The 18,332-nt window shown below is 64.4% G+C and carries 30 protein-coding genes, 4 tRNA genes and 1 other RNA gene; 33 read left to right on the forward strand and 2 right to left on the reverse strand.

From position 1 onward, the window contains the following. Positions 1 to 147 precede the first annotated feature (147 nt). Both HRUBRA_RS10400 and HRUBRA_RS15740 read right to left on the reverse strand, forming a co-directional pair. On the reverse strand, positions 148 to 1,317 hold the full coding sequence (locus HRUBRA_RS10400; protein ID WP_035516911.1) for an isovaleryl-CoA dehydrogenase: 1,170 nt from the start codon (positions 1,315 to 1,317) through the stop codon (positions 148 to 150). Then, positions 1,314 to 1,898: a MerR family transcriptional regulator gene (locus tag HRUBRA_RS15740; RefSeq protein ID WP_084592595.1), complete on the reverse strand. Its 585-nt coding sequence runs from the start codon at positions 1,896 to 1,898 to the stop codon at positions 1,314 to 1,316. Before HRUBRA_RS15740 ends, HRUBRA_RS10400 begins: the two co-directional genes overlap by 4 nt. A gap of 143 nt (positions 1,899 to 2,041) precedes the next feature. Here HRUBRA_RS15740 and birA point away from each other — a divergent pair, with 143 nt between their 5' ends. The 33 genes from birA to rpmJ all read left to right on the forward strand — a co-directional run bounded on the left by birA (position 2,042) and on the right by rpmJ (position 18,207). Continuing rightward, the gene (birA, locus tag HRUBRA_RS10410) at positions 2,042 to 3,016 is read left to right on the forward strand and encodes a bifunctional biotin--[acetyl-CoA-carboxylase] ligase/biotin operon repressor BirA (RefSeq protein ID WP_035516912.1); all 975 of its coding nucleotides are present in this window, start codon (positions 2,042 to 2,044) and stop codon (positions 3,014 to 3,016) included. Next, positions 3,013 to 3,762 (forward strand): type III pantothenate kinase, encoded by a 750-nt coding sequence (locus HRUBRA_RS10415; protein WP_052094694.1) that lies wholly within the window; start codon positions 3,013 to 3,015, stop codon positions 3,760 to 3,762. Before birA ends, HRUBRA_RS10415 begins: the two co-directional genes overlap by 4 nt. Positions 3,763 to 4,044: 282 nt before the next feature. Then, positions 4,045 to 4,120, forward strand: a tRNA-Thr gene (locus HRUBRA_RS10420). A 98-nt stretch (positions 4,121 to 4,218) separates the two neighbouring features. Further along, a tRNA-Tyr gene (locus tag HRUBRA_RS10425) sits at positions 4,219 to 4,302 on the forward strand. Positions 4,303 to 4,349: 47 nt separating this feature from the next. Continuing rightward, positions 4,350 to 4,477: non-coding RNA, RtT sRNA (locus tag HRUBRA_RS15000), on the forward strand. Between the two features lie 80 nt (positions 4,478 to 4,557). Next, positions 4,558 to 4,631: transfer RNA gene (locus tag HRUBRA_RS10430), tRNA-Gly, on the forward strand. A 16-nt stretch (positions 4,632 to 4,647) separates the two neighbouring features. Beyond that, positions 4,648 to 4,723 (forward strand) — tRNA-Thr (locus HRUBRA_RS10435). Positions 4,724 to 4,822: 99 nt separating this feature from the next. After that, a complete protein-coding gene (gene tuf, locus HRUBRA_RS10440; RefSeq protein ID WP_035516914.1) occupies positions 4,823 to 6,046 on the forward strand; it encodes an elongation factor Tu in 1,224 nt (407 codons plus the stop codon). Positions 6,047 to 6,290: 244 nt separating this feature from the next. Further along, positions 6,291 to 6,533 (forward strand): YdcH family protein, encoded by a 243-nt coding sequence (locus tag HRUBRA_RS10445; protein WP_035516915.1) that lies wholly within the window; start codon positions 6,291 to 6,293, stop codon positions 6,531 to 6,533. Between the two features lie 9 nt (positions 6,534 to 6,542). Further along, entirely contained in the window at positions 6,543 to 6,857 is a 315-nt protein-coding gene (locus HRUBRA_RS10450; RefSeq protein WP_052094696.1) for a TraR/DksA family transcriptional regulator, read from the forward strand. A 606-nt stretch (positions 6,858 to 7,463) separates the two neighbouring features. After that, positions 7,464 to 7,775: a 30S ribosomal protein S10 gene (rpsJ, locus tag HRUBRA_RS10455; protein ID WP_035516917.1), complete on the forward strand. Its 312-nt coding sequence runs from the start codon at positions 7,464 to 7,466 to the stop codon at positions 7,773 to 7,775. Positions 7,776 to 7,905: 130 nt separating this feature from the next. Further along, positions 7,906 to 8,547 (forward strand): 50S ribosomal protein L3, encoded by a 642-nt coding sequence (rplC, locus tag HRUBRA_RS10460; protein WP_035516919.1) that lies wholly within the window; start codon positions 7,906 to 7,908, stop codon positions 8,545 to 8,547. Positions 8,548 to 8,559: 12 nt separating this feature from the next. Continuing rightward, a complete protein-coding gene (gene rplD / locus HRUBRA_RS10465) occupies positions 8,560 to 9,177 on the forward strand; it encodes a 50S ribosomal protein L4 (protein WP_035516920.1) in 618 nt (205 codons plus the stop codon). Then, positions 9,174 to 9,470 carry a 50S ribosomal protein L23 gene (gene rplW, locus HRUBRA_RS10470; RefSeq protein ID WP_035516921.1) on the forward strand — a complete coding sequence of 99 codons (297 nt, stop codon included), beginning with the start codon at positions 9,174 to 9,176 and terminating at the stop codon, positions 9,468 to 9,470. The genes rplD and rplW overlap by 4 nt, the downstream gene beginning before the upstream one ends. A 14-nt stretch (positions 9,471 to 9,484) precedes the next feature. Then, entirely contained in the window at positions 9,485 to 10,312 is an 828-nt protein-coding gene (rplB, locus tag HRUBRA_RS10475) for a 50S ribosomal protein L2 (RefSeq protein WP_035516923.1), read from the forward strand. Between the two features lie 35 nt (positions 10,313 to 10,347). Beyond that, positions 10,348 to 10,623 carry a 30S ribosomal protein S19 gene (gene rpsS, locus HRUBRA_RS10480; RefSeq protein WP_035516924.1) on the forward strand — a complete coding sequence of 92 codons (276 nt, stop codon included), beginning with the start codon at positions 10,348 to 10,350 and terminating at the stop codon, positions 10,621 to 10,623. 28 nt (positions 10,624 to 10,651) lie between these two features. Further along, positions 10,652 to 10,996 carry a 50S ribosomal protein L22 gene (gene rplV, locus HRUBRA_RS10485; protein ID WP_035516926.1) on the forward strand — a complete coding sequence of 115 codons (345 nt, stop codon included), beginning with the start codon at positions 10,652 to 10,654 and terminating at the stop codon, positions 10,994 to 10,996. A gap of 11 nt (positions 10,997 to 11,007) precedes the next feature. Next, on the forward strand, positions 11,008 to 11,679 hold the full coding sequence (gene rpsC / locus HRUBRA_RS10490) for a 30S ribosomal protein S3 (RefSeq protein ID WP_035516928.1): 672 nt from the start codon (positions 11,008 to 11,010) through the stop codon (positions 11,677 to 11,679). 28 nt (positions 11,680 to 11,707) lie between these two features. Further along, on the forward strand, positions 11,708 to 12,121 hold the full coding sequence (gene rplP, locus HRUBRA_RS10495) for a 50S ribosomal protein L16 (protein WP_035516929.1): 414 nt from the start codon (positions 11,708 to 11,710) through the stop codon (positions 12,119 to 12,121). Next, positions 12,121 to 12,312, forward strand: coding sequence for a 50S ribosomal protein L29 (gene rpmC, locus HRUBRA_RS10500; RefSeq protein ID WP_035516931.1), 192 nt, complete (start codon positions 12,121 to 12,123; stop codon positions 12,310 to 12,312). Before rplP ends, rpmC begins: the two co-directional genes overlap by 1 nt. 2 nt (positions 12,313 to 12,314) lie before the next feature. Next, positions 12,315 to 12,581 (forward strand): 30S ribosomal protein S17, encoded by a 267-nt coding sequence (rpsQ, locus tag HRUBRA_RS10505; RefSeq protein WP_035516933.1) that lies wholly within the window; start codon positions 12,315 to 12,317, stop codon positions 12,579 to 12,581. A gap of 46 nt (positions 12,582 to 12,627) precedes the next feature. Continuing rightward, positions 12,628 to 12,996 (forward strand): 50S ribosomal protein L14, encoded by a 369-nt coding sequence (rplN, locus tag HRUBRA_RS10510; protein WP_035516934.1) that lies wholly within the window; start codon positions 12,628 to 12,630, stop codon positions 12,994 to 12,996. 28 nt (positions 12,997 to 13,024) lie between these two features. Continuing rightward, positions 13,025 to 13,339 carry a 50S ribosomal protein L24 gene (rplX, locus tag HRUBRA_RS10515; RefSeq protein ID WP_035516936.1) on the forward strand — a complete coding sequence of 105 codons (315 nt, stop codon included), beginning with the start codon at positions 13,025 to 13,027 and terminating at the stop codon, positions 13,337 to 13,339. Positions 13,340 to 13,366: 27 nt separating this feature from the next. Further along, a complete protein-coding gene (rplE, locus tag HRUBRA_RS10520) occupies positions 13,367 to 13,906 on the forward strand; it encodes a 50S ribosomal protein L5 (protein WP_035516938.1) in 540 nt (179 codons plus the stop codon). A gap of 12 nt (positions 13,907 to 13,918) precedes the next feature. After that, complete coding sequence (gene rpsN / locus HRUBRA_RS10525; RefSeq protein WP_035516940.1) at positions 13,919 to 14,224, forward strand: 30S ribosomal protein S14; 306 nt, start codon at positions 13,919 to 13,921, stop codon at positions 14,222 to 14,224. A 26-nt stretch (positions 14,225 to 14,250) separates the two neighbouring features. Beyond that, positions 14,251 to 14,646 (forward strand): 30S ribosomal protein S8, encoded by a 396-nt coding sequence (gene rpsH / locus HRUBRA_RS10530; protein ID WP_035516942.1) that lies wholly within the window; start codon positions 14,251 to 14,253, stop codon positions 14,644 to 14,646. A gap of 37 nt (positions 14,647 to 14,683) precedes the next feature. Beyond that, positions 14,684 to 15,211, forward strand: a complete 528-nt coding sequence (gene rplF / locus HRUBRA_RS10535; protein WP_035516945.1) for a 50S ribosomal protein L6 — start codon at positions 14,684 to 14,686, stop codon at positions 15,209 to 15,211. An 8-nt stretch (positions 15,212 to 15,219) separates the two neighbouring features. Beyond that, positions 15,220 to 15,570, forward strand: coding sequence for a 50S ribosomal protein L18 (gene rplR / locus HRUBRA_RS10540; RefSeq protein ID WP_035516947.1), 351 nt, complete (start codon positions 15,220 to 15,222; stop codon positions 15,568 to 15,570). A gap of 9 nt (positions 15,571 to 15,579) precedes the next feature. Next, complete coding sequence (rpsE, locus tag HRUBRA_RS10545; RefSeq protein ID WP_035516949.1) at positions 15,580 to 16,089, forward strand: 30S ribosomal protein S5; 510 nt, start codon at positions 15,580 to 15,582, stop codon at positions 16,087 to 16,089. A gap of 18 nt (positions 16,090 to 16,107) precedes the next feature. Next, positions 16,108 to 16,290 (forward strand): 50S ribosomal protein L30, encoded by a 183-nt coding sequence (rpmD, locus tag HRUBRA_RS10550; RefSeq protein ID WP_035516951.1) that lies wholly within the window; start codon positions 16,108 to 16,110, stop codon positions 16,288 to 16,290. 15 nt (positions 16,291 to 16,305) lie between these two features. Beyond that, on the forward strand, positions 16,306 to 16,740 hold the full coding sequence (gene rplO / locus HRUBRA_RS10555) for a 50S ribosomal protein L15 (protein ID WP_035516953.1): 435 nt from the start codon (positions 16,306 to 16,308) through the stop codon (positions 16,738 to 16,740). Beyond that, positions 16,741 to 18,063, forward strand: coding sequence for a preprotein translocase subunit SecY (gene secY / locus HRUBRA_RS10560; protein ID WP_035516955.1), 1,323 nt, complete (start codon positions 16,741 to 16,743; stop codon positions 18,061 to 18,063). A gap of 27 nt (positions 18,064 to 18,090) precedes the next feature. Beyond that, positions 18,091 to 18,207, forward strand: coding sequence for a 50S ribosomal protein L36 (gene rpmJ / locus HRUBRA_RS15005; protein WP_084592596.1), 117 nt, complete (start codon positions 18,091 to 18,093; stop codon positions 18,205 to 18,207). Positions 18,208 to 18,332 lie beyond the last annotated feature (125 nt).

Raw genomic sequence — 18,332 nt, forward strand, 5'->3', positions numbered from 1 at the left:
GCCCGGGCGCGCTCGCCGCCGCCTTCGCTGAGCCGGGCGACCAGCGTGCGCAGGTCGTCCACCTGGGCGCGCAGCGCCGCTTCGTTGGCCTCGGCCTCGGGGCCGGTGAGGTCGGCCTGGCTGGTAAGTGTCGGCATGGCGGGTTCCTCAGGCGGAGGCGTTGAACAGTTCGCGGCCGATAAGCATGCGGCGGATCTCCGAGGTGCCGGCGCCGATTTCGTAGAGCTTGGCGTCGCGCAGGAGGCGGCCGGCGTTCGACTCGTTGGTGTAGCCGAAGCCGCCGAGGGCCTGGATGGCCTGCAGGGCGAGCTGCGTGGCCTTCTCGGCGGTGTAGAGGATGACGGCCGCGCAGTCCTGGCGGGTCTCCTCGCCGCGGTCGCAGGCGGAGGCTACCGCGTAGAGGTAGGCGCGGCAGGCGTTGAGATCCGCGTACATGTCGGCGAGCTTGCCCTGCATGAGCTGGAAGGTGCCGATGGGCTGGCCGAACTGCTCGCGGGTGTGCAGGTAGGGCAGCACCTCGTCGATGCAGGCCTGCATGATGCCCACGGGGCCGCCGGAGAGCACGGTGCGCTCGTAGTCGAGGCCGGACATCAGGATTTTCACGCCCTCGCCCTCGCCGCGGATGACGTTCTCCGCCGGTACGCGGCAGTCCTCGAACACCAGCTCGCAGGTGTTGGAGCCGCGCATGCCGAGCTTGTCGAGCTTGGGCGAGCGGGAAAAGCCCGGGAAGTCGCGCTCGACGAGAAAGGCGGTGATGCCGCGGGCGCCGGCGGCCGGGTCGGTCTTGGCGTAGATCACGTAAACGTCGGCGTCCGGGCCGTTGGTGATCCACATCTTGTTGCCGTTGAGCACATAGTGGTCGCCGTCGCGGCGGGCGGCGAGCTTCATGGAGACCACATCGGAGCCGGCGTTGGGCTCGGACATGGCCAGGGCGCCGACGTGTTCGCCGGTGCAGAGCTTCGGCAGGTACGTCGCTTTCTGTGCCTCGCTGCCGTTCTTCTGGATCTGGTTCAGGCAGAGGTTGGACATGGCGCCGTAGGACAGGCCCACGGCGCCCGACGCGCGGCTGATCTCCTCCATGACCACGCTGTGCGCGAGGTAGCCCATGCCGCTGCCGCCGTAGGCCTCGTCCACGGTGATGCCGAGGAGGCCGAGCTCGCCGAACTTCGGCCACAGGTCGGCCGGGAATTCATTGTCGCGGTCGATCTGCGCGGCTCGCGGGGCGATTTCCTTCTGGCAGAACTGATAGACGGACTGCCGCAGCATGTCGATCTCTTCGCCAAGGCCGAAGTTCAGGGTGGGGTAGCCGGTGTTCATGCGTGTCTCCTTGCGGGGGCGGCGGCGGCCTCGGGTTGGCCATCTGTGCCAGTGGCGGCTTTCTTGGTGGTGTCTTTTTCGGTGGTGTTTTGTTCGGCGGGGTCCTTGCCGGAGGTGTTCTGGCGACTGGTGCCGTCGCCGTGGCTCGTGCCGGCCCCGGCGGTTTCCCTGCGGCCGCTGTGCGCGCCGGGCGCGGCGTGCGTCTGCCGCTCCCGCAGGGCGTCCCGGCAGAGGCTGTCCACCTCGTCGAGGCTGGCGAGCATGGCGTCGAGGTCCGCGCGCTGGCGGACGAGCTGGGCGCGGCGTGCCTCGATGCGTTCGATGAGCGAGGCCAGCTGCGCGGCGTTGTTTTCACCGGGCTGGTACATGTCGATGATCTCGACGCTCTCGGCGAGGCTGAGGCCGATGCGCTTGCCGCGGAGGATCAGCTTGATGCGCACCCGGTCTGCCGGGGTGTAGCGGCGCTGGCCGCCCTCCCGGCGCGGGTGGATATAGCCTTTTTCCTCGTAGAAGCGGATGGTCCGGGTGGTGATGCCGAACTCCCGGGCCAACGCCGAGATGCTGTAGCTGCGTTCGCCCACGGTCCTGCCTGCGTTTTCTATGGCGATGTGCCGGAGTCTAGATCACGTTTACGTTAACGTAAAGCAGGTGGCCTTGCGGCCGCCGGGATACACCTGCGGTCGGCTTGCGGTACGATGCGCGCTCAACGGCAAGGCGTGAATCCATGGCGCAGGCAGACCTGATCAGGCGGCTCGCGGACGGCGAGTTCCACTCCGGCGAGGTGCTCGCCGGGGAGCTCGGCGTCAGCCGCACCGCGGTGTGGAAGCAGCTCGCCCACCTCGAGGCCCTGGGCATCACCCTTGAATCCGTGCGCGGGCGCGGCTACCGGATCCCCGGGGGCCTCGATCTGCTCGACGCGGCCGCCGTGCAGGCGGCGTTGCCCGCGGAGGCTGCCGCGCTCGTCGCCGGGCTGGACATCGTCGACAGCGTGGATTCTACCAACGCCGCGCTCCTGCGCGAGGCACCCGGCCCGGTCGGCCGCGGCCGGATCTGCGCCGCCGAGCGCCAGCTCGCCGGGCGCGGCCGGCGGGGCCGCAGCTGGGCGAGCCCCTTCGCGCGCAATCTCTATGTCTCCGTGGGCTGGACCTTCGCCCAGGGCGCCGCCGCCCTCGAAGGCCTGAGCCTCGCGGTGGGGGTTGCCCTCGCCGAGGCCCTGGAGGAGCTCGGCCTCGCCGGGGTCGCCCTGAAGTGGCCGAACGACCTCCTAGCCGGCGATGCCAAGCTCGGTGGCGTGCTCATCGAGCTGAGCGGCGACGCCGACGGTCCCTGCCGGGTGGTGGTGGGTATGGGCCTCAATGTGCGCATGCCCGCCGCCGCCAGCACCATCGATCAGCCCTGGACTGACTTGGCGACCCTTGCCGGCGGCACAGCGCCGTCGCGCAGCCGGCTTTTGGCGGCCGTGCTTGGCCGGGTGCTGCCGCTCCTCGCCGGCTACGGCAGCGCGGGCTTTGCCCCCTGGCAGGCGCGCTGGGAGGCCCTGGATGCCTTCGCCGGGGCGCCGGTACAGGTGCTCTCGGGGGAGACGCGGCTGGCGGGCGTCGCCCGCGGCGTCGATGAGCGCGGTGCCCTGCTGCTCGAGACAGCGACCGGCCTGCGCCCGATCCACGGCGGCGAGGTGTCTCTGAGGCGTCAGCCGTGAGCATCATCGGCCTCGTGCTCCAGCTGGACCTCGGCAACAGCCGGCTCAAGTGGCGTCTCATCGATTGCGGGGGCGGCACTGTGCTCGGCCGCGGCGCCTGTGCGCCCCTCGATGACGCCTGGCTGCAGCAGCCGGTGGCCGTCGCGGCCGTGCAGGTCGCGAGCGTGGCCAGCGATGCGACGGACGCCGCGCTCGCCGCGCGCGTCCGCGACCGTTTCGCCGTGGAGCCCTGGTTCGCCCGCGCTACGCCGCAGTGCGGCGACCTTAGCAACAGCTACGCCGAGCCGCAGCGCATGGGCGTCGACCGCTGGCTGGCCATGGTCGCCGCCCGGGCCCGCTGCCGCGAGCGCCTGTGCGTGGTCGACGCCGGCTCCGCCCTTACCATCGATCTGGTCGCCGCCGACGGGCGCCACGAGGGGGGCTACATCATTCCCGGATCAGCGCTCATGGCCCGGGCGCTACAGACCGCTACGGACCGGGTGCGCTTCGATGACGGCGAGGGCGATTCCCTGGCGCCCGGCCAGTCCACCGCCGCCTGCGTGTATCACGGCATCGCGCTGGCCCAGGCCGGGGCGCTGCAGCTGGCGCTGATGGAGGCGCAGCGTCAGGGCGCGGCACCGCGCGTTCTGCTGACCGGTGGCGCTGCCAGGCAGCTTCGTCGCCTGTTGGGCGGGCTGGTTGCCCTGCCGCTGGAGCTGGCCGAGGACCTCGTGCTCGACGGCCTGGCGCTGGCTGCGCGATCATGATCGGGTTCGGGATTTGCGCGGAGGCGGGGTGAGACATTCAGTGCAGCAGGCCGTCCCGTGATAAAGACATCATCGGGGAGTGCTCCCTTCTCAAGGTGGGCAAGCGTCTGGTCGTCGGTGAGGTTTTACTCTGTTCCGACGGCGACGAAGAGCCCGTCGCCCATGTAACGGGCACCTATTCGATACCGCCGACCCCCGGCCCCGTCGCGAGGGCATGAGTTCCCGGCACGCCGGGCCCATTGAATCGCCAGGTCCCTTACACTATGCTCGCACTCCTTCGATGCTGGCGTAGCTCAGTAGGTAGAGCAGCTGATTTGTAATCAGCCGGTCGGGGGTTCGATTCCTCTCGCCAGCTCCATTACCCGGCGGGCCTCGGTTCAGAGGTCCGCCCGGCCTGATTGTTCGTCAAAAGCTGTTGACAACCCCTGGTCGCCTCTGGACAATGTGCCGCCTTCCGGAGGGGTTCCCGAGTGGCCAAAGGGATCAGACTGTAAATCTGACGCGAAAGCTTCGGTGGTTCGAATCCACCCCCCTCCACCAGTAGGAAAGTATGATCAGCCAGGGCCTGGCAAGGCGGTCGATCACAGTGAGTGCGTAGGACGGGTGGGCTCGAACCGGGTTCGAGCGAGGGGCGAAAGCCCCGAAGCAGCGCCGCCGCAGGCGGCGACCCGGAGGGCGAGGGCCGCAGGCCCGGGTAATCCACCCCCCTCCACCAGATTTTTGGCGTAGCTCAGTGGCTTGCACGAAGCGCAGCGGCTGGTTCGCAGCTTGGGTTACGAGGCGACGGTTTAACGGGCGGGTATAGTTCAAAGGTAGAACCTCAGCCTTCCAAGCTGATGATGCGGGTTCGATTCCCGCTACCCGCTCCAGAAGGGCAAGGGTAAGGCTCATATAGCTCAGTCGGTAGAGCACTTCCTTGGTAAGGAAGAGGTCACCGGTTCAAGTCCGGTTATGAGCTCCATTCCCTGCTCTTTTTTTGTTTTGCGGGGCCGTGACCGGCAACCCGCCGGAATTGATGCAAGAGCGTGGCGCATGCCGCCGTGGAAAGGAGACTGCTGGAATGGGAAAGGAAACTTTTGAGCGTGACAAGCCCCACGTCAACGTGGGCACCATCGGTCACGTTGACCACGGTAAGACGACGCTGACCGCGGCGCTGACGCGCGTCTGCGCGGAAGTCTGGGGTGGTGCGGCGGTGGCCTTTGACGGCATCGACAACGCGCCGGAAGAGAAGGCCCGGGGCATCACCATCGCCACCTCCCACGTGGAGTACGAGTCTGACAAGCGCCACTACGCGCACGTTGACTGCCCCGGCCACGCCGATTACGTGAAGAACATGATCACCGGTGCGGCGCAGATGGACGGCGCGATCCTGGTGTGCGGTGCGACGGACGGCCCGATGCCGCAGACGCGGGAGCACATCCTGCTGTCGCGCCAGGTGGGCGTTCCTTTTATTGTGGTCTTCCTGAACAAGGCCGACCTGCTGGCAGACGACTGCGGCGGTGCGGACACGGAAGAATACGAAGAGATGAAGGAGCTGGTGGAGATGGAACTCCGCGAGCTGCTCGATCAGTACGAGTTCCCGGGCGACGACACGCCGATCATCTGTGGTTCGGCGCTGATGGCGCTGGAAGGCAACGATGACAACGAGCTGGGCACGACGGCGGTGAAGAAGCTGGTCGAGGCCCTGGACGAGTACATCCCGGAGCCGGAGCGTGCGGTAGATCAGCCGTTCCTGATGCCGGTGGAAGACGTGTTCTCGATCTCCGGTCGCGGCACGGTGGTCACGGGCCGGGTAGAGCGCGGGATCATCAAGGTGGGTGACGAGATCGAGATCATCGGCATCAAGGACACGCAGAAGACGACCTGCACGGGCGTTGAGATGTTCCGCAAGCTGCTGGACGAAGGCCGTGCCGGTGAGAACGTGGGCGTGCTGCTGCGCGGCACGAAGCGTGAAGAGGTCGAGCGTGGTCAGGTGCTGGCGATTCCGGGTTCGGTGACGCCGCACACGAAGTTCGAGGGCGAGGTGTACGTGCTGTCGAAGGACGAGGGTGGTCGTCACACGCCGTTCTTCAAGGGCTACCGCCCGCAGTTCTACTTCCGTACCACGGATGTGACCGGTGCGGTGGAGCTGCCGGAAGGCGTCGAGATGGTGATGCCGGGCGACAACATCCAGATGTCGGTGACGCTGATTGCGCCGATTGCGATGGAAGAAGGGCTGCGCTTTGCGGTCCGGGAAGGCGGTCGCACCGTGGGTGCGGGCGTGGTCGCGAAGATCCTCGAATAAAGCGCTCGATACGACGCCTCGAATAAAGCGTTCGAGACTTCGCATCGAATAAAGCGTCCCCTGCAGCGCTCAGGGTGAGCCCGGCCAGGGCTCACGCTTCGCGGAAGGCCCGGCTCTGCCGGGCCTTTTTCGTTTCTCGCGCAGGTCATGACCTGTGTCATTGCTCCGGCATGAGCACCCCCGCATGCTGGAAGCCAGCCCTGTGTCGATCGAACCATAAAGACAAGCTGATTGAGGAATTCTCATGTCCGTAGAACACCACGACCTGATCCACGAGTTTCCCGAGCTCAAGGACCGTATCCACGAACTCAAGACCAGTGACGAGCATTTCCGCGGGATGTTTGACGAGTACCATCGACTCACCCGGGAAGTCGAGAACATGGAGAATGAGGTTACGCCGGCATCGACCCGCACGGAGGAAGACGCGAAGAAGCGCCGGCTGCACCTCAAGGACGAGCTTTATCGCATGCTGACGGCAAAGGACTGAGGAGGCGCAGTGGCCTACGACGACATCGAAGCAGCGCTGCGCACCCGCCTGGCGGAGCTGCAGCAGCGCCTGGCCCGCATCAAGACTGATGCGAGCAAGGAGTACCCGAGCGACTCTGCCGAGCAGGCACAGGAGCGGGAGAACGACGAAGTGGTCGACGCCATCGGCCACGAGACGGCCCTCGCGATCCGCGAGGTGGCTGCGGCCCTGGAGCGTATCGCCGAGGGCACCTACGGACGGTGTGAGAGCTGCGGCGAGCAGATCGGCAAGGAGCGCCTGAAGGTCCTCCCCCAGGCCACTCGCTGCGTGAACTGCGCGGAGTAGTCGGCCTCCACCCGTTGGCGGCCCGGCGTGACGTCGGGCTCGTTACCCTATTCCGGGGTGAGCACGGGATACTTCTCTCAGCCTGCCCGGCCGGGACGCTCCACGATATTCGCCTGGTGAGAGAAGTTTCCCCCACTCACCCCTGACGCCTACTGTACTTTCGGCGCCGTAAGTGCCAGCTGTTAGTTATCGTCATAGTCCAACCAGGCGAAAGGGGTAACTCCGGCGGTAGGCGCATGTACAGAGGTAGGGGCACGCACACAGGTAGGCGCATGTACAGAGGTAGGGGCATGTACAGAGGTAGGGGCGGCTACCGGAGGGTGCCCCCACCAAGCGAATATCGTGGAGCGACTGGGGGCACCCTCCGGTAGCCGCACCGGCAAACCACGACAAGCACCGGCAAACTACGATAAGCAACGACAAAACGACCTGGGAGCGTCCCGGCCGGACCAAGGGCGGCAGGTACCCGGTGCGAGCTACCGCCGAAATCAACGTTCCACCCGAAATTGTAGTTGACAGTCCCCGAGGCGATCACTAGACTTCGCGTTCCTTTTTCGGGGGGTTCTCTGCGAACCCCCGGTTTTTTATTGCTTGGAGTCTGATCGCGTGCAAAACCAACGTATTCGCATCCGCCTCAAGGCCTTCGATCATCGTCTGATCGATGCCTCGACGCAGGAGATTGTCGAAACGGCCCGGCGTACCGGTGCTCAGGTTCGGGGACCTATCCCCCTGCCGACGCGCAAGGAAAAGTATACCGTGCTGATTTCCCCGCACGTCAACAAGGATGCACGCGACCAGTACGAGATTCGTACCCATAAGCGCCTTCTGGACATCGTCGAGCCCACAGAAAAGACCGTGGATGCTTTGATGAAGCTGGACCTGGCTGCAGGAGTCGAAGTACAGATCAGTCTTGGTTAACGACAATTCGTAGCAAGACCTGCTGCGCGACCGGCCTCGGGCCGGCGCGCGGTGTGTAACGCCCGACCCCCAGCCAGGGGCCCGGGCGGCCATAGAGGGTGACAGCCCCGTACACTGTGAGGTTGGCAACATGACTATTGGCTTAGTCGGCCGGAAATCCGGCATGACGCGCGTCTTTACCGAAGACGGCGCCTCAATTCCAGTAACCGTAGTGGAGATTGCTCCAAACCGCGTTACTCAAATCAAAGCGTCCGAGAGCGATGGCTACCGGGCAGTTCAGGTCACAGCGGGCATCCGTCGGGCCGACAAAGTGAGTAAATCGGAAGCGGGACATTTCGCCAAGGCGGGTGTTGAGGCCGGTAGCGGCCTGTGGGAATTCCGTCTGGCAGACAGCGACGAGCCCTTCGAGGTCGGTGCTGAGCTGACCGTGGATCGTTTCGAGGTCGGCCAGATGGTCGACGTTTCCGGCCGGTCCAAGGGCAAGGGTTTCCAGGGTGCTGTCAAGCGCTGGAACTTCCGCACCCAGGACGCCACGCACGGTAACTCCCTGTCGCACCGCGCGCCGGGCTCCATTGGCCAGTGCCAGACCCCGGGCCGCGTGTTCAAGGGCAAGAAGATGGCGGGCCACATGGGCGCCGAGAGCGTCACGGTGCAGGGTCTCGAGATCGTTCGCGTCGACGCAGAGCGCAACCTGCTGCTCATCAAGGGTTCCGTACCGGGTGCGCCCGGCGGCAGCGTCATCGTGCGGCCGGCCGTCAAGGCCAGGGCGTAAGGGGGTCAGGCAGTGGAATTGAATGTAGCAAAGCCGGGTAACGCCACGGCGGGCACCGTCTCCGTCTCCGACGCGACCTTTGCGCGGGAGTACAACGAGTCCCTCGTGCACCAGGTGGTGACGTCCTACCTCGCCGGTGCGCGGCAGGGTACCAAGGCGCAGAAAAATCGCGCTGCGGTCAGCGGCGGCGGCAAGAAGCCGTGGCGCCAGAAAGGCACGGGCCGCGCCCGCGCAGGTACCATCCGTTCGCCCCTGTGGCGCAGCGGTGGTGTGACCTTCGCGGCGCAGCCGCAGGATCACAGCGTCAAGGTCAACCGCAAGATGTACCGCGCCGCGCTGCGCGCGATGCTCTCGGAGCTGGCCCGCCAGGATCGCCTGCTCGTGGTTGAGAGCATCGACCTCGAGCAGCCGAAGACCAAGCTGCTCGTGCAGCAGCTCGGTGAATACGGCGTGGACAACGTCCTGGTCGTGACCAGCGACGTCAGCGAGAACCTGTACCTCGCGTCCCGGAACCTGCACAAGGTAGACGTGCGCGATGTCGCCGGGGTCGATCCGGTCAGCCTCGTTGCCCACGAAAAAGTGTTGGTCACCGTGGATGCGGTGAAGCAGTTTGAGGAGATGCTGGCATGAACCCCGAGCGCGTATTTCAGGTGCTGGTAGGCCCGCATGTATCCGAGAAGGCGGCAATCGTAGCCGATGCGGCGAACCAGTACGTGTTCAAGGTGGCCGTGGACGCGACCAAACCGGAAATCAAGAAGGCCGTTGAGCAGTTGTTCAAGGTCAAGGTAGAGAACGTCACGACCATGAAGGTCAAGGGCAAGATGAAGCGCAATCGCTACGGCTTCAGCACCAAGCCCACCTGGAAAAAGGCGTACGTCAGCGTGCAGCCCGGCCAGGACATTGACTTCACGACGGCGGACTAAGGAGTCGTTTCGAGATGGCAGTAAGAAAGACCAAGCCGACCTCGCCCGGTCGCCGTCACGTCGTTCGCATCGAAAGCGAGGGGCTGCACAAGGGTGCGCCCTATGCGCCGCTGCTCGAGAAGCAGTCGCGCTCCGGTGGCCGCAACAACAACGGCCGCATCACCACCCGGCATATCGGCGGTGGCCACAAGCAGCACTACCGGATCGTCGACTTCAAGCGCAACAAGGACGGTATCCCGGCGCGCGTTGAGCGGATCGAGTACGACCCGAACCGCTCCGCCCATATTGCCCTGCTGCTGTTCGGTGACGGTGAGCGCCGCTATATCATCGCGCCCCGCGGCCTGGCTGCCGGCGATGTGGTGCAGAGCGGTCCGAGCGCGCCCATCAAGACGGGTAACGCCCTGCCGCTGCGCAACATTCCCGTGGGCTCTGTGGTCCACGCGGTCGAGCTGAAGCCCGGCAAAGGCGCCCAGCTGGCCCGCTCCGCCGGCGCCTCCGTGCAGCTGGCGGCCCGGGAAGGCCGCTACGCCACGATCCGCCTGCGCTCCGGCGAGATGCGCCGGGTGCTGTCGGACTGCCGCGCGACGATCGGTGAGGTATCAAACTCCGAGCACAGCCTGCGCAAGCTCGGCAAGGCCGGTGCCGCCCGCTGGCGCGGCGTACGCCCGACGGTGCGCGGTGTCGCCATGAACCCGGTGGATCACCCGCACGGTGGCGGCGAAGGCCGCACCTCCGGTGGTCGCCACCCGGTGAGCCCCTGGGGTACGCCCACGAAGGGCTACAAGACCCGGAAAAACAAGCGGACCGACGATCTCATCGTACGTCGCCGCCGCAAGAAGTAATCGGCCGCCGATAGAGACAGCGAGAGGAAAGTACTGTGCCGCGTTCACTGAAGAAAGGCCCGTTCATCGACCTGCACCTGCAGAAGAAGGTGGAGGTTGCCATCGAGAGCAACGACCGTCGGCCGATCAAGACCTGGTCGCGCCGCTCCATGGTTTCTCCGGACATGGTCGGCCTGACCATCGCCGTGCACAACGGCCGACAGCATGTTCCGATCCTCATCAACGAGGACATGGTCGGCCACAAGCTCGGCGAGTTCGCGGTGACGCGGACCTTCAAGGGCCACATCGTCGACAAGAAAGCGAAGCGCTAGGTCGCGCGCGCCAAGCGAGGAATTGGAAATGGAAATTGCAGCAAGGCTCAAGGGTGCGCAGATTTCAGCGCAGAAGGCCCGCCTGGTCGCAGACCTGGTGCGTGGCAAGCCCGTGGAAGAGGCCCTCAGCGTGCTGGAGTTCAGCAACAAGAAGGCGGCCCAGCTTGTGAGGAAGGTGCTCAACTCTGCGATTGCCAATGCAGAGAACAACGAGGGCGCCGACGTGGACGAACTGAAGGTGTCCAGCATCTACGTGGATGAAGGCATGACCATGAAGCGCATCCGCGCCCGGGCCAAGGGCCGCGCGGACCGTATCTTCAAGCGCACGTGCCACATCACCGTGAAAGTCGCCGACGGCGCCAGCGAGAGTTAGGAGACGACCAGATGGGTCAGAAAGTACATCCCACCGGCATTCGCCTGGGTATTGTCAAGGATCACACCTCGGTGTGGTATGCCGACAGCAAGAACTATGCGAAGAACCTGATCACGGATCTCGAGGTTCGCTCGTACATCGAGAAGAAGCTCGACAACGCCTCGGTGAGCCGCGTGGTTATCGAGCGCCCGGCACAGACGGCCCGGATCACTATCCACACGGCCCGTCCCGGCATCGTGATCGGTAAGAAAGGTGAGGATGTGGACGCGCTGCGGCGCGACCTGGCCCAGCGCATGGGTGTACCCGTGCATATCAACATCGAGGAGATCCGCAAGCCGGATCTCGACGCCCGGCTGGTGGCTCAGAACGTAGCCCAGCAGCTGGAGCGCCGCGTGATGTTCCGCCGCGCCATGAAGCGCGTCGTGCAGAACGCCATGCGCCAGGGTGCCGAGGGCATCAAGGTGCAGGTCGGCGGTCGCCTGGGCGGCGCCGAGATCGCGCGCAGCGAGTGGTATCGCGAGGGCCGGGTGCCCCTGCACACGCTGCGGGCAGACATTGACTACGCGACCTACGAGGCGAAGACCACCTACGGCGTTATCGGCGTCAAGGTCTGGATCTTCAAGGGTGAGGTGATTGGTGCCGAAGGCGGTGCCGATGCGCCGCGCAAGACGGCAACCAACTGAGTCGAGAACATACTAGGGCGTCAGCGACATGCTTCAACCGAAACGCACAAAATTCCGCAAGACCATGAAGGGTCGGAACCGCGGGCTCGCACACCGGGGCAGCAAGGTCAGCTTCGGCGAGTTCGGCCTGAAGGCGACCGGCCGGGGCCGGATCACCGCGCGCCAGATCGAGGCTGCGCGTCGTGCCATGACGCGCCACATCAAGCGCGGCGGCAAGATCTGGATCCGGGTGTTCCCGGACAAGCCGATTACCGGCAAGCCCCTCGAGGTTCGTCAGGGCAAGGGTAAGGGTAACGTCGAGTACTGGGTAGCGCAGGTCCAGCCGGGCCGCGTTCTCTACGAAGTACAGGGCGTTTCCGAGGAACTCGCGCGCGAGGCGTTCCAGCTCGCCGCGTCGAAGATTCCGGTTTCAACCACTTTCGTTAAGCGGTCGGTGATGTGATGGACGCGAAGGCACTGAAAGACAAGTCGACGGAGGAGCTCGGTAAGCAGCTTCTCGAGCTGCGCGAGGACCAGTTCAAGCTGCGCATGCAGAAATCGACGGGGCAGCTGGGCCAGACGCACCTGCTGAAGCAGAACCAGCGCGATATCGCACGCGTGAAGACCGTGCTCCGGGAAAAGGCGGGTAACTGAACATGGCAGCAGTAGAAAAGCGCACGCGGACGGCGACGGGCAAGGTCGTCAGCAACAAGATGGACAAGACGGTCACGGTGCTTATCGAGCGCCGCGTGAAGCACCCCGTCTACGGCAAGTACATGACCCGTTCGTCCAAGGTGCACGCCCATGACGAAGATAACCAGTGTCGCATCGGCGACCTGGTGACGGTAGCCGAGTCGCGCCCGCTGTCACGCACCAAGACCTGGAAGCTGGTCGAGGTCGTGGAGCAGGCCCCGGAGCTTTGAGCGCGGACTGAGTGAGTGCGGCGGAAGCCGCAGGCTGGAGTAGACAATGATTCAGACACAATCTTACCTGGACGTCGCGGACAACAGCGGAGCCCGGCGCGTCATGTGCATCAAGGTGCTGGGCGGGTCGAAGCGTCGGTATGCGCGCGTCGGCGACCTGATCAAGGTCACCGTGAAGGAGGCGATCCCGCGTGGCAAGGTCAAGAAGGGCCAGGTGATGACGGCAGTGGTCGTGCGCACACGCAAAGGCGTGCGTCGCCCCGATGGCTCCATCATCCGCTTTGATGACAATGCAGCGGTGCTCCTGAACAACCAGGACGCTCCGATCGGCACGCGTATCTTCGGCCCGGTCACCCGGGAGCTGCGCGGTGACAAGTTCATGAAGATTATTTCCCTGGCGCCCGAAGTTATCTAGGCGCGGCGCAGGAGAGAGAGGCACACAAATGGCGAAGATCAAGCGCGACGACGAAGTGATCGTCCTGGCTGGCAAGGACAAGGGCAAGCGCGGCAAGGTGCGCAAGGTGCTCGGAGAGAACCGTCTCCTCGTTGCCGGCATCAACATGGTCAAGAAGCACCAGCGCCCGAACCCCCAGGCTGGCGTGCAGGGCGGTATCGTGGAGCAGGAGGCGCCGATCCAGGCCTCCAACGTGGCGATCTTCAATCCGGCTACGAGCAAGGCGGATCGCGTGGGCTTCAAGGTGGAAGGCGAGAGCAAGATTCGCGTTTTCAAGTCGACCGGCGAAGCCATCGACGCGTAACGCAGCGAGGAAACAATGGCTAACACAATGGCGACACTGCAAGAAAAGTACCGCGCTGAAATCGCGCCCAGGCTGAAAGAAGAGCTCGGCCTGGCAAACGTGATGGAAGTGCCGCGGATCACCAAGATCACGCTGAACATGGGTGTGGGCGAAGCCGTGGGCGACAAGAAAGTCCTCGAGAATGCCCTCGGCGACATGACCAGGATCGCGGGGCAGAAGCCCGTGGTGACCCTGGCGCGCAAGTCTATCGCCGGTTTCAAGATCCGCGACGGCTGGCCCATCGGCTGCAAGGTGACCCTGCGCCGGGAGCGCATGTATGAATTCCTCGAGCGCCTGATCAGCATCGCGATTCCGCGGGTCCGCGACTTCCGGGGCATCAGCCCGAAGTCCTTCGATGGCCGCGGTAACTTCGCCATGGGTGTGACCGAGCAGATCATCTTCCCGGAGATCAACTACGACGAGGTTGATACGCTGCGCGGTATGGATATCACGATCACCACGACGGCTCGCACCGACGACGAGGGCCGCGCCCTCCTGCGCGCCTTCAACTTCCCGCTGAAAGGGTAAAGGGGTTTAGTTATGGCCAAGAAATCCATGATTGCGCGGGAGGCCAAGCGCGAGAAGCTGGCGGCAAAGTACGCTGCGAAGCGGGCATCGCTGAAGGCCATCATCCGCGACCCGAAAGCCCCCGACGAAGAAAAGTGGGATGCACAGATCGCGCTGCAGAAGCTACCCCGGGACGCAAGCCCGGTGCGCAAGCAGCGTCGCTGCCAGCTCACGGGTCGGCCGCATGGGGTCTATCGGAAGTTCGGCCTGTGCCGGAACAAACTGCGCGAAGCCGCCATGCGGGGCGATGTGCCCGGCCTGGTGAAGTCGAGCTGGTAACGGGCTGGTAACGGAGAGAAACGACCATGAGTATGCAAGATCCGCTGTCCGATATGCTGACGCGTATTCGCAACGCGCAGATGGCTGGCAAGACCAGTGTCGACATGCCCGGCTCCAAGCTTAAGGCAGCCGTGGCAAAGGTCCTCGAGGATGAGGGCTACATCGAGGGTTCCGAGAGCCGCGTGGAAGATGGCAAGTCCCGCCTGGCCCTGCGCCTGAAATACTTCCAGGGCAAGCCGGTGATCGCTGAGATCGACCGCGTCAGCCGCCCGGGTCTGCGCAGCTACAGCGGCAAGGACGGTCTGCCGTCCGTGCGCGGTGGCCTGGGCATTGCGATTGTCTCTACCTCCCGGGGCGTGATGACCGATCGCGCTGCGCGGGCGGCTGGAGTCGGTGGCGAAGTGCTCTGCACAGTATTCTGAGCCCTGTTTTTTGAGACCAGCTTGAGAGCAGATAGCAATGTCTAGAGTAGCAAACTACCCCGTGGCGGTGCCCGGCGGCGTCGAGGTCAAGATCGACGGCCATGACGTCACCGTCAAGGGTGCCAAGGGGTCGCTGAGCCTGGCGCTCCAGGAGGGCATCAGCCTCACCCAGGACGACGGCGCCGTGACGCTGGCCTACGAGGGCGACAAGGTGAAGGCCATGGCCGGCACCACCCGTGCTCTGCTGGCCAATATGGTCAAGGGCGTGTCCGAAGGCTGGGAAAAGAAGCTGGTGCTCAACGGCGTCGGCTATCGGGCCAAGGCCAGTGGCCAGAGTGTCAACCTGACGGTGGGCCTTTCGCACCCGGTGGATTACGAACTGCCGGAAGGCGTGAGTGCCGAGACGCCCACGCAGACGGAGATCGTCGTCAAGGGTATCGACAAGCAGGTCGTCGGCGAGGTTGCCGCGAAGATTCGCAGCTTCCGTCCGCCGGAGCCTTACAAGGGCAAGGGCATTCGTTACGCCGACGAGTACGTGCGGCGTAAAGAAGCCAAGAAGAAGTAGGTATTGCAATGAGCATCAAGAACGAAGCAAGGCTGCGTCGCGCCCGCCGTTCCCGCGCGCGCATGCGTACGGCCGGCGTCAACCGCCTGAGCGTGCACCGCACGCCGCGGCATATCTATGCCCAGGTGTTCAGCGCGAGTGGCGATCAGGTGCTGGCCAGTGCGTCCACCCTGGACGAAAGCCTGCGCAGCGGCGCCACGGGTAATGTGGATGCAGCAGCCCAGGTCGGCAAGCTTGTCGCCGAGCGTGCCCGCGAGGCCGGTATCGAGAAGGTTGCGTTCGATCGCAGCGGATACCGGTATCACGGCCGCGTCAAGGCGCTGGCCGACGCCGCTCGGGAAGGTGGACTGGAATTCTAGGATAGCGATATGGCATTCAATAAGCAGGCAGAGCAGCAGGACGGCGATCTCCAGGAGAAGCTGGTCCAGGTCAACCGCGTGGCCAAGGTGGTCAAGGGTGGCCGTATCTTCGGCTTCACGGCGCTGACCGTCGTCGGCGACGGCAAGGGCCGCGTGGGCTTCGGCCGTGGCAAGGCACGGGAAGTGCCGGTTGCCATCCAGAAGGCCATGGAGGCCGCGCGCCGGAACATGATCCAGGTGGACCTTAACGGGGGCACGATCCAGTACCCGGTCAAGGCCCGCCACGGCGCCTCCAAGGTCTACATGCAGCCTGCGTCGGAAGGTACCGGCGTGATCGCCGGTGGCGCCATGCGCGCGGTTCTGGAGCTGGCCGGTGTGCACGACGTGCTCGCCAAGTGCTACGGCTCTACCAACCCGGTGAACGTGGTGCGCGCGACCTTCAACGGTCTGCGTGACATGACGTCTCCGGACGCGGTGGCCGCCAAGCGCGGCAAGAGCGTCGAAGAAATTCTGAACTAACGAGTGAGTCGGCGAGTCATGGCTAAAGAAACCATCAAGGTGACCCAGGTCAAGAGCATCCATGGACGCCTCAAGGCGCACCGGGATTGCGTGCACGGTCTGGGCCTGCGCCGCATTGGTCACACCGTTGCGGTGGAAGATACCCCGTCTGTGCGTGGCATGATCAACAAGGTCAGCTACCTGGTCCGGGTCGAGGAGTAAACGATGTCTGAAGTAATGCGCCTGAACAGCCTCAGCCCCGCCCCCGGTGAGAAGAAGAACGCCAAGCGGGTCGGTCGTGGCATCGGCAGTGGTCTGGGCAAGACGGCCGGCCGCGGTCACAAGGGTCAGAAGTCCCGCTCCGGCGGCAAGGTGAGCCCCGGCTTCGAGGGCGGCCAGATGCCGCTGCAGAAGCGGCTGCCGAAGTACGGCTTCACGTCCCGCATTTCGCGGACGACGGCGCAGGTGCGCCTCGGCGAGCTGAACCGTATCGAGGGCGAGGTCGCGGATCTCGCTTCCCTGAAGGCGGCGAACCTTGTTCGCGGTGACGTCACCCGCGCCCGGGTGTTCCTGTCCGGAGAAGTCGGCCGTGCGCTGACCGTCAAGGGCCTGGCATTGACCAAGGGTGCTCGGGCGGCCATCGAGCAGGCAGGCGGTAAGGTCGAGGACTAGATGGCAACGAATCCCGCCAACAACAAGGCTGGGCTGGGCGAGCTCTTTGCTCGCCTTCGTTTTGTTTTGCTTGCGATTTTCGTGTACCGGATTGGCACCCATATCCCGGTGCCCGGTATCGACCCGAATCAGCTCGCGGCGCTGTTCAACCAGAATCAGGGGACGATCCTGGGCCTGGCGAACATGTTTTCCGGCGGTGCACTGGAGCGCATGAGTATTCTGGCGCTCGGCATCATGCCGTACATCTCGGCGTCCATCATCATGCAGCTCATGTCGGCGGTGACACCGCAGCTCGAGCAGTTGAAGAAGGAGGGTGAATCCGGGCGGCGCAAGATCAGTCAGTACACCCGCTACCTGACCGTGGTGCTGGCGATTATCCAGGCGACGGGTATGACTGTAGGCATGGCGAACCAGGGCATGGCCTATAGCTCGAGCGTGCTGTTCTACGCCATTGCGATTACCTCACTGGTGACCGGGGCGGTGTTCATGATGTGGCTCGGCGAGCAGATCACCGAGAAGGGTGTCGGTAACGGCATCTCACTGCTTATCTTTGCGGGGATTGTCGCCGGCCTGCCGTCGGCGATCGGGCAGTCCCTCGAGCAGGCGCGCCAGGGCGAGATCAACATCCTTGTGCTGCTGCTGATTCTGGCGCTGGCCATGGCTGTGATCTACATGATCGTGTTCATCGAGCGCGGCCAGCGTCGCATTACGGTGAACTACGCCAAGCGGCAGCAGGGGCGGAAGATGTATCAGGCGCAGAGCTCGCACCTGCCCCTCAAGGTGAATATGGCCGGCGTTATTCCGGCGATCTTTGCCAGCAGCATTCTGCTGTTCCCGGCGTCGATTGCCCAGTGGTTCGGCAGCTCCGGCTCCGCCGACTGGCTGCAGGACCTCGCCGTGGCCATTGGTCCCGGGCAGCCCCTGAACATTCTGCTATTTACCGTGTTTATCGTGTTCTTCTGTTTTTTCTACACGGCGCTGATGTTCAACCCGCAGGAAGTGGCCGATAACCTGAAGCGCTCCGGGGCCTTCGTGCCGGGCATCCGCCCGGGCCAGCAGACGGCTAACTACATCGACGGCGTGCTGACGCGGTTGACGGTGTTCGGCTCGGCCTACATCGCCCTGGTCTGCCTGCTGCCACAGTTTCTCGTGGTGACCTGGAACGTTCCGTTTTACCTCGGTGGCACCTCGCTCCTGATCGTGGTCGTGGTGGTCATGGATTTCATGGCCCAGGTGCAGAGCCACATGATGTCGCATCAGTACGATTCGGTCATGAAAAAGGCCAACCTCAAGAATTATGGGAGTGCCGGCCGCGTCCGCTGACGCCCGGCTGATGGAGAGAGTCGAGAGATGAAAGTTCGCGCATCCGTGAAGAAGATCTGCAGGAATTGCAAGATCGTGCGCCGCAACGGCGTGGTCCGTGTTATCTGCAGCACTGACCCGCGCCACAAGCAGCGCCAGGGCTGAGTCGCTTCCTTTTCGGGGGTTGGCAATAAGTGATTGATTTTTGGGTTATGAATCGCTAGTATCCTGCGCCCTTTGACAGGGGTGAGCGGCGGGGTCCGCCGCGCGCAGGAAAGCGCTTGAGAATT

The sequence above is a fragment of the Pseudohaliea rubra DSM 19751 genome, from assembly GCF_000764025.1.
In the GTDB taxonomy this organism is placed as follows: Bacteria; Pseudomonadota; Gammaproteobacteria; order Pseudomonadales; family Halieaceae; genus Pseudohaliea; species Pseudohaliea rubra.

Coding starts and splice junctions, on each gene's coding strand:
- HRUBRA_RS10400 (WP_035516911.1), bottom strand. CDS start 1,317: ATGAACACCGGCTACCCCACCCTGAACTTCGGCCTTGGCGAAGAGATC.
- birA (WP_035516912.1), top strand. CDS start 2,042: ATGGCGCAGGCAGACCTGATCAGGCGGCTCGCGGACGGCGAGTTCCAC.
- tuf (WP_035516914.1), top strand. CDS start 4,823: ATGGGAAAGGAAACTTTTGAGCGTGACAAGCCCCACGTCAACGTGGGC.
- HRUBRA_RS10445 (WP_035516915.1), top strand. CDS start 6,291: ATGTCCGTAGAACACCACGACCTGATCCACGAGTTTCCCGAGCTCAAG.
- rplC (WP_035516919.1), top strand. CDS start 7,906: ATGACTATTGGCTTAGTCGGCCGGAAATCCGGCATGACGCGCGTCTTT.
- rplW (WP_035516921.1), top strand. CDS start 9,174: ATGAACCCCGAGCGCGTATTTCAGGTGCTGGTAGGCCCGCATGTATCC.
- rplB (WP_035516923.1), top strand. CDS start 9,485: ATGGCAGTAAGAAAGACCAAGCCGACCTCGCCCGGTCGCCGTCACGTC.
- rplV (WP_035516926.1), top strand. CDS start 10,652: ATGGAAATTGCAGCAAGGCTCAAGGGTGCGCAGATTTCAGCGCAGAAG.
- rpsC (WP_035516928.1), top strand. CDS start 11,008: ATGGGTCAGAAAGTACATCCCACCGGCATTCGCCTGGGTATTGTCAAG.
- rplP (WP_035516929.1), top strand. CDS start 11,708: ATGCTTCAACCGAAACGCACAAAATTCCGCAAGACCATGAAGGGTCGG.
- rpmC (WP_035516931.1), top strand. CDS start 12,121: ATGGACGCGAAGGCACTGAAAGACAAGTCGACGGAGGAGCTCGGTAAG.
- rpsQ (WP_035516933.1), top strand. CDS start 12,315: ATGGCAGCAGTAGAAAAGCGCACGCGGACGGCGACGGGCAAGGTCGTC.
- rplN (WP_035516934.1), top strand. CDS start 12,628: ATGATTCAGACACAATCTTACCTGGACGTCGCGGACAACAGCGGAGCC.
- rplX (WP_035516936.1), top strand. CDS start 13,025: ATGGCGAAGATCAAGCGCGACGACGAAGTGATCGTCCTGGCTGGCAAG.
- rplE (WP_035516938.1), top strand. CDS start 13,367: ATGGCGACACTGCAAGAAAAGTACCGCGCTGAAATCGCGCCCAGGCTG.
- rpsN (WP_035516940.1), top strand. CDS start 13,919: ATGGCCAAGAAATCCATGATTGCGCGGGAGGCCAAGCGCGAGAAGCTG.
- rpsH (WP_035516942.1), top strand. CDS start 14,251: ATGAGTATGCAAGATCCGCTGTCCGATATGCTGACGCGTATTCGCAAC.
- rplF (WP_035516945.1), top strand. CDS start 14,684: ATGTCTAGAGTAGCAAACTACCCCGTGGCGGTGCCCGGCGGCGTCGAG.
- rplR (WP_035516947.1), top strand. CDS start 15,220: ATGAGCATCAAGAACGAAGCAAGGCTGCGTCGCGCCCGCCGTTCCCGC.
- rpsE (WP_035516949.1), top strand. CDS start 15,580: ATGGCATTCAATAAGCAGGCAGAGCAGCAGGACGGCGATCTCCAGGAG.
- rpmD (WP_035516951.1), top strand. CDS start 16,108: ATGGCTAAAGAAACCATCAAGGTGACCCAGGTCAAGAGCATCCATGGA.
- rplO (WP_035516953.1), top strand. CDS start 16,306: ATGCGCCTGAACAGCCTCAGCCCCGCCCCCGGTGAGAAGAAGAACGCC.
- secY (WP_035516955.1), top strand. CDS start 16,741: ATGGCAACGAATCCCGCCAACAACAAGGCTGGGCTGGGCGAGCTCTTT.
- rpmJ (WP_084592596.1), top strand. CDS start 18,091: ATGAAAGTTCGCGCATCCGTGAAGAAGATCTGCAGGAATTGCAAGATC.